We start from the raw sequence: 12,993 nt of genomic DNA on the forward strand, positions 1-12,993 counted from the left end.
GAAAATTATTCAAAAATATCCAAAAAAATGACTTTTATATATCAATAAAAATTTTATTTTTGCGGCTCATTAAATTAAATATAAATGGCAACTTACAATAAGAGAGGTTTTAAATCACCTAAAGCAAAAGAAGTAGACGATAGTGAAGAGAATGTTGACATTGATGCAAAAGACAGTACCACTGCGGAGGTTTTCAATACATTAGACGTTGGAGCTTCCAAAGCAGAAGAATGGGTTGTTAAAAATCAAAAATATATTTTTGGTGTAGTAGGTACAATCGCTTTTGTTACAGTTGCATTTCTTTTATACCAGAAATTTATCGTAGAGCCAAAACAATTGGAAGCAGCAGACGAAATGTTCGTAGCACAACAAAATTTTCAAAAGGCTGTTGACGCAACTACCGGTCAAGATAGTTTGTTTAATTTGGCTTTAAATGGTGCGGAAGGAAAATTTGGTTTCATCAAAATTGCCGAAGAATATTCTGGAACTGATGCCGGAAACTTAGCCAATTACTATGCCGGAATTGCTTATTTGAATACAGGAAAAAATACAGAAGCGATTGCGTATTTGGACAAATTTTCTTCTGACGACATGATTTTAAGTACTTTAGCTCAAGGAGCTATTGGCGATGCTTTTGCTCAAAAAAATCAGTTAAAAGAAGCATTGGATTATTATAAGAAGGCTGCTGAAATGAATGTAAACGATTTAACAACGCCACGATTTTTGTTAAAAGCTGGTCAAACAGCTTATACTTTAGGACAAAAAGCAGATGCGTTGAAATATTTTACAGAGATTAAAGAAAAATATGAATCGGCTCCAGAGGCGAGAAACATCGATGGTTTAATCGGAATGGCTCAGTAAATTATGGCAACCGAAAATAAAAATTTATCACAATACGATAAAAACACACTCCCAAACGTTAGTCAACTTTCGTTTGGGATTGTTGTTTCAGAGTGGAATGAAAAAATAACCGAAGGACTTTTTCAAGGAGCTTTGGATACCTTGTTAGATTGCAATGTAAACCCTGAAAACATCATTCGGTGGAATGTTCCCGGAAGTTTTGAACTAATCTACGGCTGTAAAAAAATGATGGATAAACATCCAGATTTAGCCGGAATTATTGCTATTGGAAGTGTAATTCAAGGCGAAACCAAGCATTTTGATTTTGTGTGCGAAGGCGTAACACAAGGCATAAAAGACTTGAATATTTTAGGAAAAATGCCGGTTATTTTTTGTGTTCTCACCGATAATACTATGCAACAATCGCTTGACAGAAGTGGTGGAAAGCATGGAAATAAAGGTGTTGAAGCTGCTGTAGCGGCGATTAAAATGACTGCTTTATAGAAAAATATAATTTATTTATAAATTAAAGCCAAAGTCGTTTGATTTTGGCTTTTTTAGGTATAAATCGCATCAATTAATGCTTTTATACCTGACAGGTTTTAAAAACCTGTCAGGTATAAGAACAACATTCATATAAAAACTAACAAAACTTTCACACGGTTAAATTTTCTAGTCATTTCAGAATTCATTAACTTTGAATGATAATATTTAAAACATGCTGAAAAGATCATTATTCAAATTGCCCAAAAACAAAAGTTTTAATTACACTCCCCGTTATTACGAAGGAAAGGAGCAGGGTAATATTTATGATTTTGAATCTAAATTCTACAAAAACCGTGAAACCGTAAATTACAATGATTATCGTTCGCACTGGAATGATGCTCGTAATGAAAGTCGCCACCGCGGAAACAGAGAAATTAATTATCGTCTTATTGCTATTGTTTTGGTATTAGTGTTATTATTTTTATTCGTAATCGATTTCGATTTATCCATATTTAGACAAAGATAATGTCGAGTATCATTCAATTACTTCCCGATCACGTAGCTAATCAAATTGCCGCCGGTGAGGTCGTTCAGCGACCCGCTTCTGTGGTAAAAGAATTATTGGAAAATGCCGTGGATGCCAAAGCAACCGACATCAAGTTGATTGTAAAAGATGCCGGAAGATCTTTAGTTCAGGTTATCGATAACGGACTCGGAATGAGTTTAACCGATGCCAGAATGTGTTTTGAACGACATGCTACTTCCAAAATTCGTCATGCGGAAGATTTATTTTCGCTTTATACGAAAGGATTTAGGGGAGAAGCATTGGCTTCTATTGCTGCGATTGCTCATGTGGAACTCAAAACCAAACAAGAGCAAGACGAGTTAGGAACACATATTATCATTGAAGGAAGTAAATTTATCTCGCAAGATCCATCCGTCTTACCAAAGGGAACTTCGTTTGCGGTGAAGAATTTATTTTTCAATATTCCGGCCCGACGAAATTTTCTTAAATCGGACACGGTGGAACATCGTCATATTGTAGATGAATTTCAGCGGGTTGCATTAGCTCATCCTAACATACATTTTACGTTTATTCATAATGGTGGCGAATTGTTCAATTTGCCTTCTTCCAATTTAAGGCAACGGATTGTGGCCATGTTTTCCGGCAAAACCAATGAAAAATTAGTGCCGATTTCGGAAGAAACAGAGATTGTAAAAGCACAAGGATTTGTTTCTAAACCCGAGTTTTCTAAAAAAAATCGAAGCGAACAATTCTTTTTTGTCAATAATCGTTTCATTAAAAGTGGTTATTTGCATCATGCCGTCATGGTAGCTTATGAAGGTTTGCTGAAAGACGGAATGCAACCCGGCTATTTTATTTATTTGGATGTGCCGCCAAATACCATCGATATCAATATTCATCCAACCAAAACGGAGATCAAATTTGATGACGAACATGCGTTGTATGCCATTTTACGTTCTACTGTTAAACATAGTTTAGGTCAGTTTAATGTGGCTCCGGTGTTGGATTTTGAACGCGATCCTAATTTGGACACACCGTATCATTATCAAGAAAAAGGTGCTTCAATGCCATTGATTCAGGTGAATGCCAATTTTAATCCGTTTGCAGAAGATAAACCCACTAAAGCTTTTTCAGGATCAGGTTACCGAGAGAGAAAAACGGAAACAGCCAATTGGGAAAGTTTATATGTTGGTTTAAAAAACGACACACAAGAAATCGAGAATATCACGTTTGAACAAGATGCGGTGACGAGTTCGTTATTTAATGATAATGAGATTGAAGAAAACAAAAACCGAACGTATCAAATTCATAAAAAATACATTGTAAGTTCTATCAAGTCCGGAATGATGGTCATCGATCAGCAACGGGCACACCAGCGGATTTTGTATGAACAATATTTAAAAAATATAACGGTGCAACAAGCTTCGAGTCAGCATTTGCTGTTTCCAATTGAGTTGTATTTTTCGGTGAATGAAATTGAATTAATTAACGATTTAAAAATGTCTCTGGAGAACACCGGATTTGTTTTTGATTCGATTGAAAGCGATAAATTAACCATTTCAGGAATTCCTATTTTGGTTACCGAGAGTGAAGTAGCTATTGTTTTGGAAGAACTGATGAACGATTTACAAAACGGCATTCCGGATAGCAGTTTTAGTTTAAACGACAGTATTGCTAAATCAATGGCCAGAAGTTTGGCCGTGCGAACCGGAACGTATTTAACCGAAAGAGAACAAGAAAACATCGTAAACGGACTTTTTGCATGCAAAGAACCGGATGTTTCGCCTTTTAATAAACCCACTTTCATCACCATTAGTGTAGATGATTTAGATAAAAAATTTGCGATATGATGCGAATGACCGAAACAGTAAAGCAGTTAGTGATTATCAATGTACTTTTTTACATTGGTGCAAATACGATTGCTCCTGCAGCAAATGATTTGTTGGCAATTCATTTTCCACTAAGTAACGAATTTGGTTGGTGGCAACCTATCACACACATGTTTATGCACGCAGAAATGCCTAATCTAATGCATATTTTCTTTAATATGTTTGGGTTGGTGATGTTCGGTTCAGCCTTAGAACATTTTTGGGGATGGAAAAAATTTCTATTTTTTTATATTTCCTGTGGATTAGGTGCCGCTTTGATTCATTTGGGAATGGAGTATTATCAATTTCAAAAAGTTTTGGAATCGGCAGCTGATTTACAGTTGTCTTCCGAAACTATTCATCAGATAATTAATGTTCCGTTTAGAGAGGGAAATGTTTATAAAGGCGAATTATTAGCCGAAAATATTAAACCAATTTTAGAACCGCTTGGCAAATATCAATTGTTGAATGAAGAAAACTTTAAAGCACTATTTGATGCTTCTATGATTGCCGATGGAAGAGCAGTAGGAGCTTCCGGTGCACTTTACGGAATTTTAGTTGCGTTTGCATTTATGTTTCCAAATGCAGAATTAATGATGATTTTTATACCAATTCCAATCAAAGCAAAGTATTTTGTGCCGGTATTGGTTTTAGGTGATTTGTTTATGGGAATTAGCGGAAACTCTATTTTTGGCGGTGGCGGAATTGCCCATTTTGCTCACGTAGGCGGTGCTTTAACTGGATTTTTGATGATGTGGTTGTGGAAGAAAAATCAGTTTAATGATAAGCGGTGGGATTAGATAGGAAAAAGGTGAAAGGTAATGGATAAAAGGTAATTGAAATGAGTATTTTAAAAGATTTAAAGCAGCAGTATTTGATGGGTGGCGTAACTGAAAAGTTAATCTACTGGAATATTGGTTTATTTGCAGTTCCAATGATTTTTAGTGGAATTTTATCATTGTTTGGGATAACTTTTAATTATGTTCATTATGTAAGTCTATCATCAAATCCATCGGATTTATTATGGAAACCTTGGTCAATTATTTCATATGCTTTTTTTCATGCCGGCATTTTTCATATTTTATTTAATTTGATAATTCTGAACTTTGTTGGACGATTATTTATGACTTTTTTCACTCAAAAGCAACTGTTGAGTTTGTATTTGATGGGAGCCATTTTCGCCGGATTGATTTACATCGTTAGCTATTTGATTTTTCCGGCTTTAATTAACCAAAACGCACAAATGGTTGGTGCTTCGGGAGCAATTATGGCGGTTTTATTTGCCACGGCCACTTATGCTCCATATATGCAAGTGCGACTTTTGTTGATTGGAAATGTTAAAATGTGGCATATCGCTTTTTTTTATTTAGTAGTAGATTTAATCAGTCTTCCTTTTTCGAATGTAGGCGGTCATATTGCTCATTTAGGAGGTGCTTTGTTCGGGTATTTATATAGCTCACAGCTTAAAAATGGGACAGATATCACAAAACCGTTTACTTCTTTTGTAGATGGTTTGGTGAATTTAGTTAGAGGAAGAAAATCGGCTCCGTTTAAAAAAGTGCATAAAAATGAAACGTATGCTAAGCCTAAGCGTGCAGCGAAAGATAAAACTCAGCAACAAATTGACGAGATTTTGGATAAAATCAGTAAATCGGGTTATGATAGTTTGACGAAAGAAGAGAAAGAGTTTTTGTTTAAGGCGGGGAAGAGTTAGGAAGGTTGCGGGTTGCGGGTTGAAAGTTGTTGGGACTTGCGAAGTAGCACGGATTTTGCCCCCGATTGAAGCGGAAAGCATTTTGCAGGATTGGCGGACATTTTTCTTGCCAAAAAATTGCGACCTTAGGAGCACATTTTTGGGCTTATAAAATGCCGACAAGACAAAAAATCTTGTAGTGAAAAGCGGGATTAGGCACATAATTATTTTTGATTATTGAATGTTTAATATAACGGAATGAAAAACCTAGGATGGTTTAATAAAGTGATTTTGTTTTTTAATATAGTGCTTACTATATTAACCTTTGTTGCTTATATTTTACCTTTTTTGGCACCTAGACTTTTTCCGATTCTTTCGGTTTTGACGCTTTTTTTACCGTTGATGTTGATTCTCAATTTATTGTTTTTTGGCTATTGGCTCATTCAGTTTAAACGGCAAATGCTGTTGTCGGGGATTGTTTTGTTGTTGGGAATTACGTTTATAAACAAATTTTATAAATTTTCTGAGACGAATTTACCCATTGAGGAAGAGGATTTTATTGTGATGAGTTACAACGTTCGCCTTTTTAATTTGTATGATTGGATTGAGCGGGATGTGAGTTTGTCAATTTCAGATTTTGTAAAAGAACAAACTCCCGATATTTTGTGTATTCAAGAATTTTCGAAACGGAATGAGGTTGATTTTCGGGTGTACAAGCATAAATATGTTTTTATTGAAGGAAAGAATACGAAACTCGGCCAAGCTATTTTTTCTAAATATCCGATTGTGAATGAGGGTGTTATTCCGTTTCCGAATTCAACGAACAATGCAATTTATGCCGATATTAAACGAGGAAAAGATACGATTCGTGTGTATAGTATGCATTTACAGTCGATCAAAATCACGCCCGACGTGCATGAAATTGATGAAAATATTCAAGGGGTTTCGCAAGATCAGTCAAAACGGATGCTTCGCCGAATGAGTACATCATTTAAATCGCAGCAAAATCAGGCAGAGATTATTAAGAAACACAAAGCAGATTGTAACTATCCGATTGTTATTTGTGGCGATATGAACAATAGTCCTTTTTCGTTTGTTTACCGCAGTATCAAAGGTGATTTGAACGATGCGTTTGAAGAAGCCGGTTCCGGTTTTGGCACAACGTATAGTTTTAAGTACTATCCCGCTCGAATTGATTATATTTTTACGGATAAAAAATTTGTAGTGAAACAGTTTAGTTCTTTTCCTAATTTTAGGAATTCAGATCACTTTCCGATTGTTACACGATTGTCTTTTGAAACAGAAAAGTAAGTTATAATTGCTGTTTTTTTAAGTAATCTAAAGCGTATCGCCCTTCGTTAAAAAGTAAGTCTAAAACGCTTAAATTATTAAGAAATCCGTGTTTTTCGCCGAAAACTTGCGTGTAAGGTTCGCATTGAGTTTGGTCTTTTTTTCCGTTGGCTAAAAAACGAAAATCTTTTACCTCATTCACTTCGTGAAAATATTCAATTGTTTTTTCGGGTGAAATGGAAATGCCAAGACATTGATTAAGTAGTTCAAAAACTTTCAAATTCAAATCCATTAAAAAAGTATGTTTTTTTTGAAAAATAGGAGCGATGTCATCTTCAAAATATTCGAAAAAAGGAGATGTTCTGTACGCAGCTTCTAATGATTTGAAATGCTGTTTTTGCCAATTGAAATCCGGTTCAATTTTTATATTTTTGCACTTTTGATGTGCTGTTTTACTGTGCTTTATTGGAATATTGAGTAGCTGAATTCCATTCGGACTATAAATGTACATTCTGTTTCGGTTGGTTTGTTTCTGGAAATTGTCTTCCATTTCAAACACAACTTTCTCAGCCTGGACTATAGCCGCATAATGACTAATTGATGGAAAATAAGTGGGATGAATAAGCGTTTTCATTCGTTATGATTCAGCATTCTTTTTCTTTCTTTTTCTGTAATAGTCAAAGCCAAACCAGCCAGCTAAGAGAATAACAAAGTAGATGAAATAAGATACCGGTTCACCACTTCCGCCAACGGTTGTGAACAATCTGTTCCAACGAATTTTATCGAATGCTTTGCTCCAAGGAATATTCTGGTCTAGACTCATCCAGATTAATACCGGCTTCCCTACAATGTGATCAGCGGGAACATAACCCCAATAACGACTATCTTCCGAGTTGTGACGGTTGTCGCCCATCATCCAGTAATAATCCATTTTAAAGGTATAGTCTTTAACAACTTTTCCGTTAATACGAATCTCATCCCCATTTACTTGTAAATCATTCTTCTCATAATCGGTAATGATCATTTTGTAAAATGGTATAGTTTCCTTGTTTAACGCTACTGTTTTTCCGGCTTGTGGAATATAGATTGGGCCGTAATTATCAGTATTCCAATTTTTTGTATGCGGAAAAACACTGGTTGTTCCATCGGTATCGATTCGTTTTGTGACTGATTTTACGATTGGATTATTTCTTAATCGCACAGCATTTTCATCGGTAACTGCAAAAAAGGTATAGGAATTTTGAGAATTAACCCGTACGCCATCCGTTATTTGTAAATCATTGTAAACATATTCCGGATTAAATTGCGTTCCATCCGTTACAACGTCATAGGAAAATTGCACTTTTTGACGGTCGTGCATCGGGAGCATTTTCCCATTTACATACACATCTCCATTTTTAATTTGAAGACTATCTCCCGGAATTCCCAAGCAACGTTTTACGTAATTTGATTTTTTATCAAGTGGTTTATCCACTCTTCTGCCTGATTGATCTCTGAATTTATAAACCGTATCAATTGGCCAATTAAATACCACAATGTCATTTGTTTCAATGCTTTCAATTCCGGGAAAACGAAAAGAAGGTAATTGAGGCCAACTTAAATAAGATTTTGTTCTCACAATGGGAATCGAATCGTGCACCATTGGAAGACCAACTGCTGTGGTTGGAGTTCTGGCACCATAATGAAATTTGCTTACAAACAGAAAATCACCTACGAGCAATGATTTTTCTAAGGAAGAAGTCGGAATGACAAACGGTTGCATTACATACGTATGAACAGTAGTTGCCACCACAATTGCAAATAATATAGAGCTTACAAAATCAGCCGCAGCATTTTTTGGATGAAGCGAACGCTCTTTAATGTGCGTTACATCTTGCGTATAATTGACATAATAAATGTACAAACCTAACGTAGCAACACCGAGAATCGTATCTAATTGCGAATTTTTTCCGAAACTTCTCAAGGTTTCCACCCAAACAACAGGAAACATGATTAGGTTTACAATTGGAATGAAAAGTAAAAATGTGTACCACCATGGTCTGTTAATAATTCTCATTAAAACAATGGCATTGTAAATAGGAACTGCTGCTTCCCACGACTTTCTGCCCGCTTTTTGATATAATTTCCAAGTTCCCAAATAGTGTACAATTTGTATCACTAAAAAGAATATAAACCATTGATATAATGTCATTTTTATTATTTTTTATTTTCGTTTTTACTTGTAAACGAAAGTATAGTTCTTAATTAGTTCCCAAATATAGAAAACGTTACCAATTTAACGTTTATTTATCGTGTTTTTGCTATGATTTATTTTAAATCTAATACATCTTTCATGGTAAAAACACCTTTTTTACCTACAATCCATTCGGCGGCAATTATGGCACCAAATGCAAAACCATCACGGCTGTGTGCGGTATGTTTGATTTCGATGGTGTCAACTTCCGATTGATAAAAAATGCTGTGTGTTCCGGGAACATTGTCTTCTCTTTTTACATCAATAAACAAATCATCTGATTTTGGATTTTCGATGTTCCAGTTATTTTTGCTTGTATGATTGATGATAGAATTGGCTAATGAAATTGCTGTTCCGCTGGGTTTGTCTACTTTTTGGGTGTGATGAATTTCTTCCATCGAAACATTATATTGATTGAATTTTGACATCATTTTAGCCAAATAATCGTTCAATTCAAAAAATAAATTTACGCCTAAACTAAAATTAGAACCATAAATAAAAGCGGCATTTTTTTCTTTGCAAAGGTTCACCATTTTATGATAATCTGCTAACCAACCGGTTGTTCCGGAAACTACAGGAATTCCATTTTCAAGGCAAGTGGAGATATTGTTTACGGCAGAATCAGGTACGCTGAAATCAATTGCTACGTCTGTGTTTTCTAATCCTTCAAAGGAATCAGAACTTCCTTTTCGCAACACAATTTCATGACCGCGTTCCAAGGCAATTCGTTCAATTACCTTTCCCATTTTTCCGTATCCTAAAAGTGCAATTTTCATTAAAATCTGTAATTCAAAGTTAATCCAACGTTGTATTTGTAGTCAATTTCATTTTGTCGAACATCCGGCGTCAGCGATAAATTATCGTTTACATTAAATTGCATGAGATGAGCACCAACATTGGCATCAATTATATTTAAGACATAAAAACCAATCATCACGGCGGTTGAAATGTCTCTGTTTCGTTCAAAAGTTCGTTGAGCATTAATTAAAACAGCATCAGTGTAAATTCCTTGATACTTGTCGTTGGTATAACCTTCTAACCGTCGTTTATAAATGTCTCGAAATTCGTTATACTTTTTATTGTTATCGTTATAAAAATAATATCCGATTGCTAAACCACCATAAACAATGGGAACTTTCCAATATTGTTTGTTATAAACTTGTCCTAGTCCCGGAATAACGGTCGAATAAAAAGCAGCTTTTGCAGGTGTCAATGGATCAATAGGTTTGTAGGAGGTAGAGTCTTTTGTAATTTTGACTTCTTCAAACTGAACTTGTGCAATAGCCGAATTGATTCCAAAAAGGAAAAAAGAAAAAAGTATGATTCGAAAAACAACCACTATCCTTTAATTAAAGCAATAATTCGTTGAAAATCGGCTTCCGATTTAAACGGAATAGTTATTTTACCTTTTCCGTTGGTATCAATTTTTACGTCTACTTTTGTACCTAAAACCGTTGCAATTTCTTTTTTATCAGCTTCTGCAACTACAAATGCAGAGGTAGATTTTGTTGGTTTTCCGGATTTTGGTTTTAAACCTTCTTGGTGATTTTTTACTAAAGTTTCGGTATCACGCACAGAAAGATTCTGACTGATGATTTTATGATAAATGTCGGATTGAGCATCTTCATCTTCAATGTTAATCAACGCACGGCCATGTCCCATCGAAATAAAACCATCACGAATTCCGGTTTGAATAATTGGGTCTAATTTTAATAAACGAAGATAATTGGCAATCGTAGAACGTTTTTTACCTACTTTATCGCTCATTTGTTCTTGCGTTAACTGAATTTCATCAATCAAACGTTGGTAAGAAAGTGCAATTTCAATCGGATCTAAATCGTGGCGTTGGATGTTTTCTACCAAAGCCATTACTAGCGATTCATTGTCATTTGCAATTCGAATATAAGAGGGAATAACAGTCAATCCGGCTATTTTTGAAGCACGAAGTCTTCGTTCACCCGAAATTAACTGGTATTTATTAAAGTCTAATTTTCTAACAGTAATCGGCTGAATTACACCCAATTCTTTGATGGATGTTGCTAATTCCTGAAGCGTTTCTTCGTTAAAATTGCTTCTGGGCTGAAACGGATTTATTTCAATTGCCTCAATTTCAAGCTCAATAATATTCCCAACCACTTTATCGGCATTTTTATCATTTACCGATTTGATGTCGTTTTCCGGGTCTTTCAATAAAGCCGATAATCCTCTTCCTAAGGCTTGTTTTTTAGTGGCTTGTGTCATAAAACCTAGCTATTTTTTTTAATAATTTCTTCTGCTAAACTCAAATAATTGTTAGCTCCTTTACTGGTTGCATCAAAATTAATAATGCTTTCGCCAAAACTAGGAGCTTCACTTAATTTCACATTTCGTTGAATGATGGTTTTAAAAACCATATCGTTAAAATGTTTTTGTACTTCTTCCACCACTTGGTTGGATAAACGCAAACGGGAATCATACATGGTTAACAATAATCCTTCGATATCCAAATCCGGATTATGTAATTTTTGAACACTTTTAATGGTGTTCAATAATTTTCCTAAACCTTCTAATGCAAAATATTCGCATTGAATTGGAATTACCACACTGTCGGCGGCGGTTAAGGCATTTAACGTTAACAATCCCAATGAAGGAGCACAGTCGATTAAAATATAATCATAATCATCTTTAATTGAAGCTAATGCTTCTTTGAGCATGTATTCTCGATTTTCTTTGTCAACCAATTCAATTTCAATAGCAACCAAATCAATATGTGCCGGAATGATATCAACATTGGGAGCAGAACATTTCATTACCGCTTGCTGCGGGGTATTGCTGTGTTCTAAAACCTGATACGATCCTATCGCAACACTATCTACATCAATGCCTAAGCCTGAACTGGCATTGGCCTGTGGATCAGCATCAATTAGTAATACTTTTTTTTCTAAAACACCTAGTGAGGCCGCTAAATTTACGGTTGTTGTAGTTTTGCCAACGCCTCCTTTTTGATTCGCAATTGCAATAATTTTGCCCATTGATTCGATTAAATTTGAGTCGTAAAATTACGATTATTTATGGGTTTTTCAAGTTCAAGTTGTTAACAAATGTTAACTGTTTTATGCACAATTAATTAGCTTTAAACAAATGATTTACTTGCTTTTTTTCGCTTTAATCATGGCTTCCAGCATATCCCACATTTGCTCGGGAATTTCTTCTAACAAATTGAATTGTCCTGCTCCTTTTAACCATTCTCCGCCATCAATCGTAATCACATCTCCATTAATGTAGGCTGAAAAATCAGAAACCAAATAAGCAGCCAAATTGGCTAACTCTTGATGGTCGCCAACGCGTTTTAAAGGAACTTTTTTAGCCATATCAAATTTTTCTGCCAAATCACCTGGTAACAGTCTATCCCAAGCACCTTTGGTTGGAAAAGGTCCGGGAGCAATGGCATTGCTTCTAATACCATATTTTGCCCATTCTACCGCTAAACTTCTGGTCATCGCCAAAACACCTGCTTTTGCTGTGGCACTTGGTACCACATAGGCAGAACCGGTCCAAGCATAGGTTGTGACAATATTTAAAATTACTGAACTTTCTTGCTTGGAATCAATCCAATGTTTTCCGAAAGCTAAGGTGCAGTTTTTGGTTCCCTTAAGAACAATATCGATAATGGTATCAAACGCATTGGCGGATAATCGTTCAGTAGGAGAAATGAAATTTCCGGCAGCATTATTCAATAAAACATCCACTTTTCCGAAGTTTTTTAAAACTTCTTGAAGCATAGCTTCCACTTGCTCATAAAAACGAACATCGCATTGCAAAGGCAAACATGTTCCTCCGGTTTCTTTTTCTAATTCGGCTGCGGTGGTTTTTAATTTATCTAAATCTCTGGAAGTAATGGCAACTTTGGCACCCAATTCTAAAAAGTATTTGGTCATTGCTTTTCCGAGTCCGCTACCACCTCCGGTTACTACTATTACTTTGCCTTCTAAGGCGTTATCACGGAGCATTTTTGCTGAAAAATTCATAGTAAAATTGTTTTTTGTAAAGATACTATTTCGGAATTATTATTCTAAAG

14 protein-coding genes are annotated in these 12,993 nt (G+C 35.3%); 7 read left to right on the plus strand and 7 right to left on the minus strand.

Annotated elements, in window-relative coordinates; translation table 11 throughout:
* The first annotated feature begins 84 nt into the window (after positions 1–84).
* The 7 genes from B0I10_RS13015 (at position 85) to B0I10_RS13045 (ending at position 6,724) form a co-directional block, all read left to right on the plus strand.
* Entirely contained in the window at positions 85–861 is a 777-nt protein-coding gene (locus tag B0I10_RS13015; protein ID WP_112086948.1) for a tetratricopeptide repeat protein, read from the plus strand.
* Between the two features lie 3 nt (positions 862–864).
* The gene (gene ribH / locus B0I10_RS13020) at positions 865–1,344 is read left to right on the plus strand and encodes a 6,7-dimethyl-8-ribityllumazine synthase (RefSeq protein WP_112086949.1); all 480 of its coding nucleotides are present in this window, start codon (positions 865–867) and stop codon (positions 1,342–1,344) included.
* A 214-nt stretch (positions 1,345–1,558) separates the two neighbouring features.
* Positions 1,559–1,852, plus strand: a complete 294-nt coding sequence (locus B0I10_RS13025) for a hypothetical protein (protein WP_112086950.1) — start codon at positions 1,559–1,561, stop codon at positions 1,850–1,852.
* Entirely contained in the window at positions 1,852–3,702 is a 1,851-nt protein-coding gene (gene mutL, locus B0I10_RS13030; RefSeq protein ID WP_112086951.1) for a DNA mismatch repair endonuclease MutL, read from the plus strand. Before B0I10_RS13025 ends, mutL begins: the two co-directional genes overlap by 1 nt.
* The gene (locus B0I10_RS13035) at positions 3,699–4,520 is read left to right on the plus strand and encodes a rhomboid family intramembrane serine protease (protein WP_112086952.1); all 822 of its coding nucleotides are present in this window, start codon (positions 3,699–3,701) and stop codon (positions 4,518–4,520) included. The genes mutL and B0I10_RS13035 overlap by 4 nt, the downstream gene beginning before the upstream one ends.
* Before the next feature lie 41 nt (positions 4,521–4,561).
* The gene (locus B0I10_RS13040; protein ID WP_112086953.1) at positions 4,562–5,434 is read left to right on the plus strand and encodes a rhomboid family protein; all 873 of its coding nucleotides are present in this window, start codon (positions 4,562–4,564) and stop codon (positions 5,432–5,434) included.
* A 237-nt stretch (positions 5,435–5,671) separates the two neighbouring features.
* Positions 5,672–6,724 (plus strand): endonuclease/exonuclease/phosphatase family protein, encoded by a 1,053-nt coding sequence (locus tag B0I10_RS13045; RefSeq protein WP_112086954.1) that lies wholly within the window; start codon positions 5,672–5,674, stop codon positions 6,722–6,724.
* Between the two features lies 1 nt (position 6,725).
* Here B0I10_RS13045 and B0I10_RS13050 read toward each other — a convergent pair whose 3' ends face one another.
* The 7 genes from B0I10_RS13050 to B0I10_RS13080 all read right to left on the minus strand — a co-directional run bounded on the left by B0I10_RS13050 (position 6,726) and on the right by B0I10_RS13080 (position 12,943).
* Entirely contained in the window at positions 6,726–7,337 is a 612-nt protein-coding gene (locus B0I10_RS13050; RefSeq protein WP_112086955.1) for a WbqC family protein, read from the minus strand.
* Positions 7,338–7,340: 3 nt separating this feature from the next.
* The gene (gene lepB, locus B0I10_RS13055; protein WP_112086956.1) at positions 7,341–8,894 is read right to left on the minus strand and encodes a signal peptidase I; all 1,554 of its coding nucleotides are present in this window, start codon (positions 8,892–8,894) and stop codon (positions 7,341–7,343) included.
* A gap of 116 nt (positions 8,895–9,010) precedes the next feature.
* Positions 9,011–9,712 (minus strand): 4-hydroxy-tetrahydrodipicolinate reductase, encoded by a 702-nt coding sequence (gene dapB / locus B0I10_RS13060; protein WP_112086957.1) that lies wholly within the window; start codon positions 9,710–9,712, stop codon positions 9,011–9,013.
* The gene (locus tag B0I10_RS13065; protein ID WP_112086958.1) at positions 9,712–10,275 is read right to left on the minus strand and encodes a DUF5683 domain-containing protein; all 564 of its coding nucleotides are present in this window, start codon (positions 10,273–10,275) and stop codon (positions 9,712–9,714) included. Before B0I10_RS13065 ends, dapB begins: the two co-directional genes overlap by 1 nt.
* A complete protein-coding gene (locus tag B0I10_RS13070) occupies positions 10,275–11,177 on the minus strand; it encodes a ParB/RepB/Spo0J family partition protein (RefSeq protein WP_112086959.1) in 903 nt (300 codons plus the stop codon). The genes B0I10_RS13065 and B0I10_RS13070 overlap by 1 nt, the downstream gene beginning before the upstream one ends.
* 5 nt (positions 11,178–11,182) lie before the next feature.
* Complete coding sequence (locus tag B0I10_RS13075) at positions 11,183–11,947, minus strand: ParA family protein (RefSeq protein ID WP_112086960.1); 765 nt, start codon at positions 11,945–11,947, stop codon at positions 11,183–11,185.
* A 114-nt stretch (positions 11,948–12,061) separates the two neighbouring features.
* The gene (locus tag B0I10_RS13080; protein ID WP_112086961.1) at positions 12,062–12,943 is read right to left on the minus strand and encodes an SDR family oxidoreductase; all 882 of its coding nucleotides are present in this window, start codon (positions 12,941–12,943) and stop codon (positions 12,062–12,064) included.
* Positions 12,944–12,993: the final 50 nt, after the last annotated feature.

Origin of the sequence: Flavobacterium lacus, assembly GCF_003268815.1 — a bacterium.
GTDB lineage: Bacteria > Bacteroidota > Bacteroidia > Flavobacteriales > Flavobacteriaceae > Flavobacterium > Flavobacterium lacus.